At 56.8% G+C, this 15,975-nt stretch carries 13 protein-coding genes; 7 read left to right on the forward strand and 6 right to left on the reverse strand.

Annotation, left to right across the window (positions count from 1 at the left end; translation table 11 throughout):
• The first annotated feature begins 517 nt into the window (after positions 1-517).
• Positions 518-703, forward strand: a complete 186-nt coding sequence (locus RT613_RS15710; protein WP_313616795.1) for a DUF1059 domain-containing protein — start codon at positions 518-520, stop codon at positions 701-703.
• A 133-nt stretch (positions 704-836) separates the two neighbouring features.
• On the opposite strand, the gene RT613_RS15715 is transcribed toward RT613_RS15710, so the two are convergent.
• The 3 genes from RT613_RS15715 to RT613_RS15725 are packed head-to-tail and all read right to left on the reverse strand — an operon-like array spanning position 837 to position 3,342.
• Positions 837-2,093, reverse strand: coding sequence for a CCA tRNA nucleotidyltransferase (locus RT613_RS15715; protein ID WP_313616797.1), 1,257 nt, complete (start codon positions 2,091-2,093; stop codon positions 837-839).
• Positions 2,090-2,722 carry a CoA pyrophosphatase gene (locus tag RT613_RS15720; protein ID WP_313616799.1) on the reverse strand — a complete coding sequence of 211 codons (633 nt, stop codon included), beginning with the start codon at positions 2,720-2,722 and terminating at the stop codon, positions 2,090-2,092. Before RT613_RS15720 ends, RT613_RS15715 begins: the two co-directional genes overlap by 4 nt.
• The gene (locus tag RT613_RS15725; RefSeq protein WP_313616876.1) at positions 2,719-3,342 is read right to left on the reverse strand and encodes a DUF1285 domain-containing protein; all 624 of its coding nucleotides are present in this window, start codon (positions 3,340-3,342) and stop codon (positions 2,719-2,721) included. The genes RT613_RS15720 and RT613_RS15725 overlap by 4 nt, the downstream gene beginning before the upstream one ends.
• 179 nt (positions 3,343-3,521) lie before the next feature.
• Here RT613_RS15725 and RT613_RS15730 point away from each other — a divergent pair, with 179 nt between their 5' ends.
• The 4 genes from RT613_RS15730 to RT613_RS15745 are packed head-to-tail and all read left to right on the forward strand — an operon-like array spanning position 3,522 to position 10,357.
• Positions 3,522-4,532 (forward strand): MoxR family ATPase, encoded by a 1,011-nt coding sequence (locus tag RT613_RS15730; protein WP_313616801.1) that lies wholly within the window; start codon positions 3,522-3,524, stop codon positions 4,530-4,532.
• A gap of 26 nt (positions 4,533-4,558) precedes the next feature.
• Positions 4,559-5,479 (forward strand): DUF58 domain-containing protein, encoded by a 921-nt coding sequence (locus tag RT613_RS15735; RefSeq protein WP_313616802.1) that lies wholly within the window; start codon positions 4,559-4,561, stop codon positions 5,477-5,479.
• On the forward strand, positions 5,476-8,286 hold the full coding sequence (locus RT613_RS15740; protein ID WP_313616804.1) for a DUF4159 domain-containing protein: 2,811 nt from the start codon (positions 5,476-5,478) through the stop codon (positions 8,284-8,286). The genes RT613_RS15735 and RT613_RS15740 overlap by 4 nt, the downstream gene beginning before the upstream one ends.
• Before the next feature lies 1 nt (position 8,287).
• Positions 8,288-10,357: a hypothetical protein gene (locus RT613_RS15745; protein WP_313616806.1), complete on the forward strand. Its 2,070-nt coding sequence runs from the start codon at positions 8,288-8,290 to the stop codon at positions 10,355-10,357.
• A gap of 92 nt (positions 10,358-10,449) precedes the next feature.
• On the opposite strand, the gene RT613_RS15750 is transcribed toward RT613_RS15745, so the two are convergent.
• Positions 10,450-11,019, reverse strand: a complete 570-nt coding sequence (locus RT613_RS15750) for an N-acetyltransferase (RefSeq protein ID WP_313616807.1) — start codon at positions 11,017-11,019, stop codon at positions 10,450-10,452.
• Positions 11,020-11,314: 295 nt separating this feature from the next.
• On the opposite strand from RT613_RS15750, the gene RT613_RS15755 reads away from it, so the two are divergent.
• On the forward strand, positions 11,315-12,307 hold the full coding sequence (locus RT613_RS15755; protein ID WP_313616809.1) for a glutathione S-transferase family protein: 993 nt from the start codon (positions 11,315-11,317) through the stop codon (positions 12,305-12,307).
• 9 nt (positions 12,308-12,316) lie between these two features.
• On the opposite strand, the gene RT613_RS15760 is transcribed toward RT613_RS15755, so the two are convergent.
• Entirely contained in the window at positions 12,317-12,805 is a 489-nt protein-coding gene (locus RT613_RS15760; protein ID WP_313616811.1) for an NUDIX domain-containing protein, read from the reverse strand.
• Positions 12,806-12,870: 65 nt separating this feature from the next.
• On the opposite strand from RT613_RS15760, the gene RT613_RS15765 reads away from it, so the two are divergent.
• Positions 12,871-13,821, forward strand: a complete 951-nt coding sequence (locus RT613_RS15765; protein WP_313616878.1) for a metallophosphoesterase — start codon at positions 12,871-12,873, stop codon at positions 13,819-13,821.
• A gap of 154 nt (positions 13,822-13,975) precedes the next feature.
• On the opposite strand, the gene leuA is transcribed toward RT613_RS15765, so the two are convergent.
• Entirely contained in the window at positions 13,976-15,691 is a 1,716-nt protein-coding gene (gene leuA / locus RT613_RS15770; RefSeq protein ID WP_313616813.1) for a 2-isopropylmalate synthase, read from the reverse strand.
• Between the last annotated feature and the right edge of the window lie 284 nt (positions 15,692-15,975).

Below are 15,975 nucleotides of genomic sequence, written 5' to 3' on the forward strand. Positions count from 1 at the left end.
ATACGCCCATCTGAATCACAGCCGTCAGTTCAAATCAATGGGTCCTGACCCTAAAATTAGGACTTAATGAAATGCTTCAATGGTGCTAGTCTCCCTCCCAGACGTACTGGAGGAGCTATCGTCATGATTACTTCAAACAGCATGCCTTTATCCGCAGTCCCCGCAGGCCGACCGCATCCCATCGGATCTCCAGAATTGATTGATCGTCTCGCAACCGAGTTGCGTGCGAGCGGGGATCGTGACCTGCCTCATGCATTTTACGTTGAGCAGGTTAAACGGACTCTGTCAGGCGAAATCAGCCCCGAAGGCCTTATTGCCGCAAATGATGATGACGGGCATCCCCGCACCTCATCCATGTGCAGCTCTTCGGTTTTCCAGTGCTGGGCAATGCCAGAGTAAACTCGGCTAGAAAAAGCGGACCTAAATAAACCGGAACATTACCGGAGACACGTCGTTACATAACAGGCAGGGCTAAAAATCTGACATGCGTCCCTGCCTCATGAACAGGGAGGTTCAGATGCGACTATTCGAATGTGGCACACTGGTGCCGGGATGTGCATGGCACACACGTGCGGAAGACGACGCTGAAGTCGTTCGTCGTGCCGTGGAACATATGCGTGCTGCCCATGGTGAAACGGTGATCCGTGAAAACATGGTCGAAAACATCAAGACGCGCATTCGCAACGAAGCAAACGCCGCCTGATTGGCACCAAACGATTATTCGACATGCCAGATCAATGTCCCAAACCCATGTTGGTTTGGGACATAGCTTACGTCGTAACGATACTAGCGTGTCACGCTCATGCGCGAATGTCGGGGCAATTCGCTTATTCAGATTAGCCTTGCACCATGTCCTTCAATCGAGCGGTCAGCCCCGCCCGATCGAGTGCAAAGTTGCCCTCGACCCATTTGTCCTCAAGCGCGGAAAGCACCTCTCCGACCTTTGGTCCGGCCGGAACACCCTCTGCCAGCACATCGGCACCGCTCAGCGGAAACGACGGTTTGACGAAGGCATTGGCACGCGCATTGAGCGTCGACAGACGCGCAATCTTGCGCATCGCGTCTTCACCAGCAGAAACATCAGCACGGGCCGATGCCAGCGCCAACTTGAGCCGCATCAACACACCTTCCTTGCCCTGACGATAAAGCAAACGATCAAGCGCCGTTTCCGCCATGGCAGCGTCCGGGGTCGCTGCGTCAGCCCACTGGATCAGGCGATTTGTTTCGTTTTTCGACATACGCAACCGGGTTGCCAGAGCCTCTACTCTGCCCGCATCCGTCGGAATGATTGCCGCGAGGCGCAGCAGCGGGTCGATCGGCCACTGCAATGCCTGTTCGACAGCCACCAGCCCGTGAATGGCATCAATGCCCCACTTTTCGGTTTCCGGCAGCACCTGCGCCAACACGCCGGACTGGCGCATCCACAACAGCGAACGTGATGGATCAGGCGCTGACAGCAGTTTTTTCAACTCGCTCCAAACACGCTCGGCCGACAATGTGGACAGCTTATCCTTAGCCCGGGCACTTGCCCTCAGCCCATCGGCATCCGGACGTCCCGAACCGTACCAGGCAAAAAACCGGAAAAAGCGCAAAACGCGCAGATAATCTTCCGCGACACGGGTCGCCGCATCACCGATAAAACGCACGGTACGGGTTTCAATGTCAGGCAAGCCATTGATCAGATCAACAACATTGCCGTCACCATCGGCATAAAGTCCGTTGATCGTCAGGTCACGGCGTTCCGCATCAGCCTGCCAGTCGGTCCCGAAGGCAACTTCGGCGCGGCGCCCATCGGTCGTCACATCACGGCGCAGGGTGGTGACCTCGTAACCTTCACCATCGGCGACCAGCGTCACCGTGCCATGCTCGATGCCGGTTGGCACGGCCTTGATGCCAGCCTCTTTGGCGCGTTCAACCACATCCTGCGGCAGAAGTGTGGTGGCGATATCGATATCCCCCACCGGCATATCCATCAGAGCATTGCGGATGGCGCCGCCGACAATCCGTGCCTCGCCGCCATCGGCGTTCAACAAGCCAAGGATGCGCTGAAGTGCAGGTTTGGAAAACCAGTCCTGCCCGGCAATGCTGTTCATGCGTAAAGCCTTTCATAGATCATGCGGACAATGCCCGCCGTAATGCCCCAGATGTACCGTTCGCCATAGGGCATCTCGTAAAAATGTCTCTCATGACCCTGAAACACCCGGCTGGCAAGCACGTGATTGTCCGGGTTCATCAGAAATGACAAGGGCACCTCGAATACCTCATCCACCTCAGCAGGATTGAGGATCAAATCAAAACCGGGTTTGACCACCGACAAAACCGGCTTGATGCGAAAACCTGTGCCGGACACATAGTCCGGCAGCACGGCAAGCGGCTCCACAAATGACCGCGCCAGCCCTATTTCTTCTTCCGCTTCCCGCAGTGCGGCAATTTCGGCGTTCTCATCTTCCTCATCAATGCCACCGCCGGGAAAGGCGATCTGGCCGGAATGTTTGCGCAGCGTCGCGGTGCGCTGCGTAAAAATCACCCGCGCTTCATCGCCGTCATCGACCACAGGCACCAGAACGGCGGCATCCTTCAGCTTCACACCATTCATTGAAAAACGGACCGCCGGGTTAAGGCGATGGTCGCCATGCACGCCAGCCGTCTCGAATGCGTCGTCATTCATGGAGAGCACGCGACGGCGAAATTCGCCCGCGGAAAACTGCATCACATCACTCATTTCGACAACATATCCAGTTCATTCATCGGCATGACTGGAAAAACATCGTCACCTGATCGAACGCAGAACATCGCGATACCGTCGATGTCTATCGCCTCTCCTAGTGATGCCAGATCATACATAACCGCTCTTGAAACCAGGGCTTCAAGCCGGCCTCGTACCAGCAGATAGGGTTTCAATTCGTGATTTGCACCATGGATTTCAAAACGGAGCGGATTATCTTTTCCAACTGCCACCACATCCCCCACATTGGTCCGGAATGTCAGTTGCTGTTTGCCCCCCTCTATCGTCACCATCATCTCGACAGCAAGAAACGGTGCATCCACCACCTTGATGCCGACTTTTTCCACAGGCGTCACAAGATATGTTTTACCATCTTCGTCTTTTCGCAAAACAGTGGAAAACAGCCGTACCAGCGGCGCCCGGCCAATGGGCGTGCCCATGTAAAACCAGGTGCCATCCGCCCTGATCTCCATATCGAGATCACCACAAAATGGTGGATTCCAGCGCTCGACAGGCGCCGGACCGCGCGGTTTGTCACCGGTTTGTTCGGCCGCGCGGGAAATCAGGGCGGCAAGACCTGCCGCATCCCGGGCTGAATTTATCGTTTCGCTTGCCATATTCGAGTCCCGCTTTACACGTAATGGAACATGAGTAACGAGATAGTCATTTGAATCATGCTTGTCAGCCGCCACGATGACAATAAGCTATATGCAGTGCGGAATCCGCTTTAGGGCCACGATTCGCAAGGACCGCAGGATGAGCCGACCGGTTCGATGAAAATATTGAGGAGAGCGACATGGGCATGATGAACACCAGCGAAGCCCTCGATGAAAAGGCGATCATTGCCGCAGCCGAAAAGGCGCTGGCCGATATCGCAGCCATCCGTGCAGATGTTTCCAAGGTTATCTTCGGCCAGGAAAAGGTCGTGCAGAACACGCTGCTGGCCATTCTTTCCGGCGGCCACGCACTGCTTGTCGGTGTTCCGGGCCTTGCCAAAACCAAGCTGGTGACGACGCTCGGCACAACACTCGGCCTTGATGCCAACCGTATCCAGTTTACCCCTGACCTGATGCCGTCTGATATTGTCGGTTCGGAAGTCATGGATCAAGATGACACCGGTCGCCGCTCCTTCCGTTTCATCCAGGGACCGGTCTTTGCCCAGCTGCTGATGGCGGATGAAATCAACCGCGCCAGCCCACGCACCCAGTCCGCCCTGCTGCAGTCCATGCAGGAATACCACATCACGGTCGCTGGCCAGCGTTATGATCTGCCCAAACCATTCCACGTTCTGGCCACCCAGAACCCGCTGGAACAGGAAGGCACCTATCCGCTTCCCGAAGCGCAGCTTGACCGTTTCCTTCTGCAGGTGGATGTCGATTATCCAGACCTTGCTGCCGAGCGTCAGATCCTGCTCGATACGACAGGCACCACATCAGGTGAGGCACGCCGCGTGATTGACGCAGAACGCCTGATGGAAATCCAGACCCTCATTCGTCAGATGCCGGTCAGCGACAAGGTCGTTGACGGAATTCTCTCTTTGGTGCGTTCGGCGCGTCCAGGCCACGGCAATGCCTTGACGGACAAGAACGTCGCCTGGGGTCCAGGCCCACGTGCCGGCCAGTCGCTGATGCTGACAGCACGTGCACGCGCGCTTTACGAAGGCCGCCTCGCCCCGTCTCTTGATGATGTTTATGCCCTTGCGGAACCCGTTCTGGAACACCGCATGGCCTTGACCTTTGCCGCGAGAGCGGAAGGCATGTCGGTTCGTGATGTGATTGCAGGACTTGTGGCGCAGGCCAAAGGCTGACCCTTCAGGGCAGAAAAGGAGCGCATGTGGCATCCATTGGTCAGATCGTAGAGAAGACCCCGGGTCCTGACGTCTTGGCGCGGGCGCGCCAGCGCGCAAGTCTGGTGCCGGACTGCATGGTCGAAGCAAAACGTATTGCCAACACGGTAATTGCCGGGTGGCATGGCCGCCGCAAACGCGGCATTGGTGAGAACTTCTGGCAATTCCGCCCCTATGCCGAGGGTGAAAGCCTGTCGCGCATCGACTGGCGGCGCTCGGCTCGCGACGATCATACCTATGTGCGTGACCGCGAATGGGAAGCGGCCCACACCATCTGGTTGTGGGCGGATCTGTCTCCGTCGATGATGTATAAATCAACCCTTTCCCCGGTGTCCAAGGAAAGCCGCGCACTGGTGCTGATGTTGGCACTGGCCGAAATTCTGGCGCGCTCCGGCGAACGGATCGGGTGTCCCGGTATCATGGAACCGGTTTCGGCGCGGAATGCGGCCGAACGATTGGCGACAGCGCTGATGCATGCCCCGCTAAGCGGTGGTCTGCCGGACACTGGAATGATCAAAGGTGCTAGCGATATCGTGCTGATCGGCGATTTCCTGGACGACGCCGCCAATGTCATGGAGCGCATTTCGCCACTCGCACGCCGAGGTCTGCGTGGCCATGTGGTTGAAATTGCCGATCCGGCAGAGGAAACCTTCCCCTATAGCGGCAGAACAGAGTTTTCGGATCCGGAAACAGGCGAAAAGCTGGTGTCCGGCCGCGCAGAAACCATCAAGCAGGATTACACCCGTGCCTATTTCGCACGGCGTGATGCGTTGGGATCAGCGCTTCGTCGCATGGGCTGGAATTTCGTGTTTCACCGCACGGACCATCTCGCCTCCGAAGCACTGGTGACAATGCATATGTATCTCTCCGGCTCTCCGGCCGGTACAACAGGTGGAGGAGCCTCATGAGCGCCCTGCCTTTCATTTTCACCAATCCCTATATCCTGATTGGTCTCGCAGCCCTGCCCGCCATCTGGTGGCTGTTGCGCCTGACCCCGCCGCGACCGAAAGCCGAGGTATTTCCACCGCTCAAGATCCTTGCAACGGTATTGAAGCGTGAGGAAACACCGTCGAAAAGCCCGTGGTGGCTGACCCTGCTGCGCATGGTGCTGGCGGCTCTGGTTATTCTGGCGCTCGCCGATCCTGTGCTTAATCCACGCAACACCTCCGTGGCCGGTGGCGGTCCACTTGTATTGGTTGTCGATAATGGCTGGGCGACCTCCATTGACTGGGATCGTCGTGTGCAGACCGTATCGGCCATTATTGACGATGCCGAACGGGAAGATGTGCCAGTTTCCATCAGCTTTACTGCTGAGACGACAAATGATGCCGTGCCGGCAACCGCAGCCGTGGCGCGTGAAAAACTGGCAGCGGCGAAACCACGTCCGCTGGTTCCAGACCGCGTTAAAACAGCTGAATCGATCATTGAAGCATTAAATGGCACGCCGCCAGGCACGCTGGTTTTTGTCGCCGATGGCATTGCCACAGCTGGTGATCAGGATGCATTGGCCGATCTCGCCAGCCTCTCTCCTTCTGAACTGCGCCTGATTGAAGGTGACGGCAAGCAGATTTCCGCCATCACCTCCGCCACCAATGGTTCAGATTCCATGTCGCTTTCCATTGCGCGGCTCAACACCACGGATGCAGAAAATCTGACGGTGAATGCGCAGGACAGTCAGGGTCGCACGCTCGGCACCGGAACGGCTGCTTTTGCCGCTGGTGCTGATGAGGCCACCGGCACCATCGAAGCGCCGTTTGAACTGCGCAACGACTTTGCCCGTCTGTCGATTGAAGGCCTGTCGACCGCAGGTTCCGTCCATCTGCTGGATGATGGTTTTCGCCGTCGCCGCGTTGCGCTTCTTGCAGGCGATACCGGAAGCGATTTCCAGCCACTGCTGCTGCCACTGTTTTACATCAGCCGCGCTCTGCAGCCCTATGCCGACCTGATCGAGCAGAGACAGCCAGACCTTTCGGTGGCCATTCCGGAAATACTGCAGGCCAATCCGTCTGTCATCGTCATGGCAGATATCGGGCGCCTGCCGGCTGAAACCTATGAGCCGCTGCAACGCTGGCTGCAGCGTGGCGGCACCTTGATCCGTTTCGCAGGCCCACGCCTTGCCGCAGCCCCGGCTGACGATCCGCTTGTACCGGTCACGCTTCGTCAGGGTGAACGCACACTTGGCGGCGCCCTGTCATGGGCAGAACCACAGCCACTGGCTGATTTCCCGAGTTTCGGTGCTTTTGCAGGCATGCCGAAGGCCGAGGGTGTATTGGTCAAACGTCAGGTATTGGCAGAGCCAACGCCTGATCTTGCCGAACGGACATGGGCAAGCCTTGCTGATGGTACACCGCTGGTAACCACCCGCGAGAATGGCGCTGGCCGCATCATTCTGTTCCACATCAGTGCGGAAGCCACATGGTCCGACCTGCCGATTTCAGGCCATTTCGTTGAAATGCTGCGTCGCCTCGTGCAGCTGTCGAAAGCCGCTGGCGCGGCCGCCGAAGGCAGTGCCGTTGGTAGCCTTGCCCCTTATCGCCTTTTGATGGCCGATGGGACGCTGACCACCGAAACCGGCACGGCAAGACCACTGGAAAATCGTCCGGGTCAGACACCACTCGCAAATTTCGAAACCCCACCCGGTCTTTACGGTACGGAGGACGGCTTTGTGGCGCTCAACCTTCTGCCCGCAGGTGCAAAACTGGAACCACTCGATGTTTCGCTGGCCAATATCCCCGTGGCACGCGAAGGCCTGATCGGAGAAACGGCTCATTCCCTGCGCCCTGCTCTTTTCATTACAGCCTTCCTGCTGCTGATTGCCGACAGCTTGATCATCCTTTTCATGAATGGCGCTTTCGCCCGTCTGCCGCGTGCCAGAGGCTCGGCAGCTGCCGTGATGCTCGCAACCATCGCCGCCCTGTCATTGCTGACACCGGATACCGCCCGTGCCGATGACCCCAAACCCGGCGATGAGGCGATTTTCGAACGCCTCGACACCACCCATCTCGCTTACGTGATCACCGGCGAGAATGATATCGATGATATCTCGAAGCGCGGCTTACAGGGTTTGAGTGAGTTTCTGACCTGGCGCACCACGCTGGAACCCGGCGCGCCGGTGGGTCTGGATATTACCAAGGATGAGCTATCCTTCTATCCGATCATCTATTGGCCGATTTCCGCCAGTGCCCCCATGCCATCCAGCGCCGCAATCTCGCGCATCGATGCCTATATGCGCGCTGGCGGCACCGTGCTGTTTGACACACGCGACCAGTTCACCTCTCTCGGCAACGATGGTGGCACCAGCGCCAATGGCGAACGCCTTCAGGTCATTCTCGCCAATATCGACATTCCGCCTTTGGAGCCGACACCGGAAGACCATGTGTTGACCCGCTCCTTCTACCTGCTGACGAATTTTCCGGGCCGATACAATGGTAGTCCGCTGTGGGTCGAATCCCGGCAGGATTCCGGCAAGACCACATCAGGCCTGTCCTCATCGGGTGATGGCGTGACGCCTATTCTGATCACCGGCAATGATTTTGCTGGCGCATGGGCAATTGACGACAATGGAGCGCCGTCCCTGCCAACCGTTCCGCCGGATGAAGTGCAGCGCGAACATGCGTTCCGCTCCGGTGTGAACATCATGATGTATATGCTGACCGGAAACTACAAGGCAGATCAGGTCCACGTGCCTGCCCTGCTGGAAAGACTGGGGCAATGATATGACACTGACCTTTGCACCTTTCCTCCCGTGGGTCGCCATCATCATCCTGGCCGTTGCAGCCCTGTTGCTTTTCGTGCTCGGACTGTGGCGTGGTGTGCGCGGCGCATGGCTGCGCGGCATCGCACTTGCCGCGCTATTGCTGGCTATCCTCAACCCGTTGTTGACGCAGGAAGAGCGCGAGCAGCTTTCCACTATCGTGCCCGTCATTGTTGACCGTTCGCAAAGCCAGGACACGGCTGAGCGCAGCAAGATGACCGACGATGCGCTGGCGCAGTTGCAGGATCGCCTGTCGCGCTTTCCACGCATCGAGCCGCGTGTCATTGAAGTCAGGGATGATGGCACCAGCGACACACCGTCAACACGGCTGTTTTCCTCGCTCAACTCGGCCATTTCAGATGTGTCGCCATCGCGGGTTGGTGGCGCCATCTTCCTCAGCGACGGCCAGATCCACGACATTCCAAATCCCGGTCAGGACCTAGGTTTCAAGGCACCGATCCACGGTTTGATCACCGGCAAGGCGGACGAGTTTGACCGTCGTATCGAAGTGGTTCGCGCTCCGCGTTTCGGCATCGTCAACGAAAACCAGCAGCTGACCTTCCGTGTATTTGATGATGGTCGTAGCCAGGGCGGCCCGGCTGAAGTCACCATTCGCATGAATGGCGAGGAACTGGCAAAGGTACAGGCAACACCCGGCCAGCCAACACCCTTTGATTTCAAGGTGCCGCGTGGCGGCAACAATGTCATGGAGTTCTCGGTTGCAGAGCTACCGGGCGAAGTCACCACAGCCAATAACCGTGCCGTTCACTTGATTGAAGGAATCCGCCAGAACCTGCGTGTTCTGCTGGTATCGGGTGAGCCCCATGCCGGTGAACGCGCATGGCGCAACCTCTTGAAATCCGATGCATCCGTCGATCTCGTGCACTTCACCATTCTGCGTCCACCGGAAAAACAGGATGGCACACCGATCAACGAACTGTCGCTGATCGCCTTCCCGACCCGCGAATTGTTTGTCGAAAAGATCGAGGATTTCGACCTCATCATCTTCGACCGCTACCAGCACCGTGGCGTGTTGCCGATTCTCTATTATGATTACATCGCGCAATATGTCGAAAAGGGTGGCGCGCTGCTGATTGCGGCTGGACCAGAACATGCCGGTCAGGATTCGATTGCCATGACGCCACTTGCCAGCGTCCTGCCAGCCAACCCGACCGGGCAGATGCACAATTCCGCTTTCTACCCTCGCCTGTCGGATGCTGGCAAAAAACACCCTGTTACCCGTGGTCTTGAAGGTTCGACACAGGACCCTCCAGCCTGGGGTCGCTGGTTCCGCACGGTCAGTGTTGAGCCTCCGGCCGGCCAAACCGTGATGCTGGGCGATGGGCAGGATCCGTTGCTGGTGCTGAACCGTCAGGGCGAAGGTCGCGTGGCCATGCTGCTGTCCGATCAGGGCTGGCTCTGGGCGCGTGGTTTTGAAGGCGGCGGCCCGCACGTGTCGCTTTACCGGCGCATTGCCCACTGGCTGATGAAAGAGCCGGAGCTTGAGGAAGAAGCCCTCACCGGCCGCGCCAATGGCCGCACACTTGAGGTCACCCGCCAGACGATTGGCGATGATCCCGGTCAGGCAACGGTGAAGTTCCCATCCGGCAAGACCGAAACCATGGCGTTTACCGAAGCTGGTCCCGGCCTCTACAAGTTGGAACAGCGCATGGATGAAACCGGCCTGTTTGAAATCACCAATGGCGAATTCACCACGCTGGTGCATGTCGGTGCCGTTGATGCGCCTGAGTTCAAGGCGATGATTTCGACCACCGAAACCCTTGCACCGCTGGCTGCCGAAACAAAAGGCAGCGTGCACCGTGTTGCGGATGAGGACGGTCGCCTCAACCTGCCAGATATTTTGCCCGTTCGTGGAGAAATTCGCGTCGCAGACAATAACCGCATGCTGATCAGCATGACCAATGAAACTGTGCTGACCGGCGTCAACACATTGCCGCTGTTTGCCGGTTTTGCGGGATTGGGCGTGCTGCTGTTTGCCTTTGCCGCCGTGTGGTGGCGTGAAGGTCGCTGATAGCTGTTTCAGCACATATCGACATCAAAGAAAAAGACCTGACAGACACTCTGTCAGGTCTTTTTGTGATCATTCAAATTGAGAACGGGAGATCAGGCGAAAGCCCGCTGCGGCTCCTCATAGGCCTCTTCCTCAGCGTCCTGTAATTCCACGACGGCGTCACACTGCCGCCAGCCAATCACGCCCTTCAACCGGGCATGAACATCTTGGCCAAGCGGAACAACCAGCACACGATTGGGGTCAACAGGTCCCGGAAAATCCAGCGCCTTGTAAGCGACCTTCTCAAATCCGAGCGGCATATAATAAGGCGGGTCACCAATCAGGATAACCGCTTCAGAACCCTTGCGTTTTGCCGCTTCGATGGCAATCCGCACCAGTTCCCGGCCAATGCCCATGCTCTTGTGCGAAGGCCGCACCGCAAGTGGTCCCAGCATATGTCCTTTGACACCACCAGCCAGCACCGGTGTCATCCGCACGGAAGCAATGGTTTCACCGTCATCGGCACAAATGAAGGACAATGTCCGGTCATGAGGCCCCTGCTCGCGAATGCGCGCTGCCGCACGGGTGTGACGACCCGGACCAAATGCTTCTTCGTTGATGATTTCGATGGCAGCATCGTGAGATGCGTGCTCGGTAAGGTAGACCAGATCGTGCTTGGACATTAAAAGACCCGAACCAAAAAGCGGACATGACAATAGCGACAGCTACGCCTCAAGAGGCGTTTAAGAGCGTCAGCGTCGTCGGAGCATCCGTGGTTCAGTCATTGATATCAGTCAATCCTTAGAGTTGGTTTTGCCTGATATCAGGATTCCCAGGAAGCGTCCAGCCTTTATTCTGACGACGCAACAATCACTGTTGTGAACGATCCAGAACGCACTGTTCACGATTAAGCTATCGATTACACCAGGAAATAGCCTATCTTGTGACCTCAGAAAAATTGAAACAGGAGGTTGCACCATGGGTATGCTGGTGGAAGGTGTCTGGAAAGACGTTTGGTATGACACGAAGGAAACCCGTGGCCATTTCAAGCGCAGCGCCTCGCAGTTCCGCAACTGGATCACTACAGACGGCGAGCCCGACCCATCCGGCAAGGCCGGCTTCAAGGCGGAAAAAGACCGTTATCACCTCTATGTGTCGCTGGCCTGTCCCTGGGCACATCGCACACTGATCTTTCGCAAACTGAAGAAGCTGGAAGATCTGATTTCCGTCTCAGTCGTTGATCCGCTGATGCTGGAAAATGGCTGGGAATTCAAATCCGAGGCCGACCGCACACCGGCAGCGACTGAGGATCATCTGTTCGGCTCGTCCACGCTGTGGCAGGTCTATGTCAAAGCAGATCCAAACTATTCCGGTCGCGTCACCGTGCCAGTCCTCTGGGACAAAAAGACCACCACCATCGTTTCCAACGAATCGGCGGAAATCATCCGCATGTTCAACAGCGCCTTCAATGACCTTACCGGATCGCAGGAAGACTTCTATCCGCAGGCACTGCAACAGGAGATTGATGATCTCAACAGCCTCATCTACGACACGGTGAACAACGGTGTTTACAAGGCCGGTTTTGCAACCACGCAGGACGCCTATCAGGAAAACGCCATCAATGTGTTTGAAACGCTGGATATTCTGGAAGCACGGTTGAAACAGCAACGCTTTCTGTTTGGCGCAAAACAGACCGAGGCTGACTGGCGGCTGTTTACCACGCTGGTGCGGTTTGATGCGGTTTATGTCGGGCACTTCAAGTGCAACATTCGCCGCATTGCTGACTATCCCAATGTGAGCGGTTATCTACGTGATCTCTACCAGACGCCTGGTGTCGCCGAGACAGTCGATATGCGCCACATCAAGGAACATTATTACCGCAGCCACACGATGATCAATCCGACGGGCATTGTACCGGTAGGTCCAGCCATCAATCTCGAAATGGCCCATAACCGGCAGGCATTGGGTTAATCCCCGCGCCTACCAGTAATCGGAGACGGTGATCTCACCCTTCAATTCCTGAAGACGGCGGCGCGTTGCCGCCGTTGCATCCTCGGGCAAATTGTCCGGATCAAAAAATCCGCTTTCCTTGATTTCCCAATCCGCCAGCCGTGGCGCCGTCTGTTCGACATTCAACCGGTAGAGCACGACATGGTCGCGCCTGCTGGCCTTGTTGTTGAAATAGACATGGAAAATCTCCGGCGTGCTGGTCGCCGTCAGATTGCCCTCCTCGCGAATTTCCTTGTGCAGCGCCTCAATCACCGTTTCGCCGCGCTCAACGCCACCACCGGGCAGATACCAGCCCGGCAAGTAGGAATGGCGCACCAGAAACACCCGACCTTGCGCGTCAAAACAGGCCGCCCGCACCCCCATTGTCATGCCACGCGTTACCAGGAACACCGCATGCAGGATGCGTGTCACGAACCACGTCAACAAACCTTGTTTTTCGGGGGAACCTTTTTCGTTCATTCTGCCTTTCCGATCATGGCCAAAAACAATTCCGTTTCATGATCTTATGCGATATGTCTGCCACCATGTTCAAACTCGCGCATATCTCAGATGTCCATCTTGGACCCCTGCCCAAGCTTACATTCCGTGAACTGGCGTCTAAACGCATTACAGGATTTGTGAACTGGCATCGCAACCGTCGCAAGCACCTTTTCACAGATACACTGGAAAAACTGCTCGATGATCTGGAGGCGAAACAGCCCGACCATCTGGCGATAACCGGTGACCTCGTCAATCTTGCGACCGGCATTGAAATTCGCGCCGCCGCCGACTGGCTGGAAGAAGTAGGCGAACCATCGTCTGTTTCAGTCGTCCCTGGCAACCATGATGCCTATGTCGCTGGTGCGCACGACAAGGCCATGAATGCGTGGTACCCCTATGTGCGCGGCGATGGCGACCCCGAAGAATGGGATGAGGATCGCAAGATTTTCCCCTATATGCGCGTTCGCGGCCCGGTCGCTTTGATCGGCTGCTCGACATCGATTGCCACCCCACCCTTTTCAGCGACCGGTTATTTCGGCCGCAGGCAGGCGCGTGCGACAGCCGAACTGCTGAAAAAAGCAGGCGAAATGGGCCTGTTTCGTGTGTTGATGATCCATCATCCGCCGATCCGTGGCGCAGCAGCCACCCATAAACGCATGATCGGCATCCGCCGTTTTGCCGGCGCTGTCGCAACCGGTGGCGCTGAACTGGTGTTGCACGGCCACACCCATCTCAACACGGTACATTGGCTCAACACCCACCACGGGCTCGACCATATTCCGGTGGTTGGCATCGCCTCGGCCTCGCAAGGTCCCGGCGGTAAAAAACCACGTGCCGGTTACAACCTGTTCAACATCTCAGGCGAACAGGGCGCATGGAATGTCACCTGCGAGCGCCATTCACTCAATGAGACGGCAACGGCTATCGAATTTGAGGATGTCAGAGTGTTCTACGAAAATGGCCGCGTGATCGGTTTCGCACCACCGGACGCGTAAGCACCAAACAGCAATTGGCTTGTTTGCCGATCAGCGCCCGCGCGGCGCGGTACCTTTACGTCTGACTTTAAGCTGGCGATTCAATACCTTGAATCAAGCCAGGTTTGTCATGCCCGAGACTAGACCGGGCATGACATCTTGAGGTTTAAAAGCCTCAGGCTTTTTTGGCGCGCTCTTCCAGAACGCGGTTGGCAGCCGAAACGATCGCTTCCAGCGATGCCGCGACGATGTTGGTGTTGACGCCAGCACCGTAGAGCTTGCCACCATCATATTCAGCTTCGACATAGGCAATGGCCGATGCATTCGAACCATGCTGCAGCGAATGTTCGGAATAGTCGTTCACCGAGAGGTCGATGCCCAGATAGACAGACAATGCGTTGATGAAGCCATCAATAGGGCCGGTGCCCTTGCCTTCAATGCGCTTGACCTCACCGCGGTCCATGATCTCGGCCGCGACCACACGCACGCCCTTGAAATCACCGGCCGGATAGGTGTGATGGTCAACGAATTTCAGGCGGGCATCAGGCTGGGTCACGTAACGCTCGATGAACCGTTCGTAGATGCGCTTGGCAGGCAGCTCCACACCTTCTTCGTCGGTAATGCGCTGAATGTCCTCGCGGAACTCCACCTGCAGATTGCGCGGCAGGTTGATGCCGTAATCCTGCTGCAGAATATAGGCGATACCACCCTTGCCCGACTGCGAGTTGATACGAATGATCGCCTCGTAGGAACGACCAACATCCTTCGGGTCGATTGGCAGGTAAGGCACCTCCCAAACACCGGTATTGGACTGCTTGATTGCCTTCATGCCCTTGTTGATCGCATCCTGGTGCGAGCCGGAGAACGCGGTATAGACCAGTTCGCCAACATAGGGGTGACGCTCAGGAATCGCCATTTCGTTGGAATATTCATACACCGACTTGATGCGTTCGATGTCGCGGCAATCCAGTTCCGGATCAATGCCCTGCGTGTACATGTTCAACGCCAAGGTCACCAGGTCGACGTTGCCGGTGCGCTCGCCATTGCCGAACAAAGTGCCTTCCACGCGGTCAGCGCCAGCCATCAGACCCAGTTCGGTTGCCGCAATGCCCGTGCCACGGTCATTATGCGGATGCAGGGAAATGATGACGTTTTCGCGATTGTCGATGTTGCGGCACATCCATTCGATCTGGTCGGCATAAACGTTCGGAGTTGCCATTTCGACCGTCGAAGGCAGGTTCAAAATCAACTTGTTGTCTGCAGTCGGCTTTACCACTTCGATCACCGCGTTGCAGATTTCCAGCGCCACTTCCAGTTCGGTGCCGGTGAAGCTTTCCGGAGAATATTCAAAACGGTAACCGCCACCGGCCTTCTCGGCCATGTCGGTGATCATCTTGGCCGCGTCGACCGCAATCTGCTTGATGCCGTGCACATCCTTGCCGAACACCACGCGACGCTGCAATTCCGATGTCGAGTTGTAGAAGTGGATGATCGGTTTCTTGGCACCAACCAGAGATTCGAACGTGCGGGTAATCAGTTCCGGGCGGCACTGCACCAGCACCTGCAAGGATACATCGTCAGGCACACCGGCCTCTTCCACGCACCAGCGTGCAAAATCGAAGTCGGTCTGCGACGCCGACGGGAAACCGATTTCGATTTCCTTGAAACCCATTTCCAGCAGCAGCTTGAACATGCGCGCCTTGCGGTCATGTCCCATCGGGTTGATCAGCGACTGGTTGCCATCGCGCAAGTCAACCGAACACCAGATCGGTGCCTTGGTAATGGTCTTGGATGGCCATGTGCGGTCAGGAATATTGATGGTTGGATAGGGACGGTATTTCGCAGCTGCGTCAGACATGCCGTTTGCGCTGGTGATGATTTTCGAGTCCATGTTACTTCCTCCTTGCGCATCCGTGGCTTGGGAACCAACGTGAGATGCGCGCCCTCAAGCGGGCAAAAAATCCAGTATGTACAGAAATTTCGTATGAGGAGCGTTTGCGCCAGCGGGCTTTCGGCCGCCGGGCGCTCCTCACTGGACCCGGCAACCGCGTGTAAGGTCGAGGCTAAGAAGCGAGAGTGCACCGCATGGGCAAGCGTTCGCAGAAATCTGCGCATTCATGCCGGAAAAGGTTGCGGAGCAAGTAATCATGCGTTCGCTTATAATTGCCGAAAGAT

Source organism: Agrobacterium sp. (assembly GCF_032092815.1).
Taxonomy (GTDB): Bacteria; Pseudomonadota; Alphaproteobacteria; order Rhizobiales; family Rhizobiaceae; genus Agrobacterium.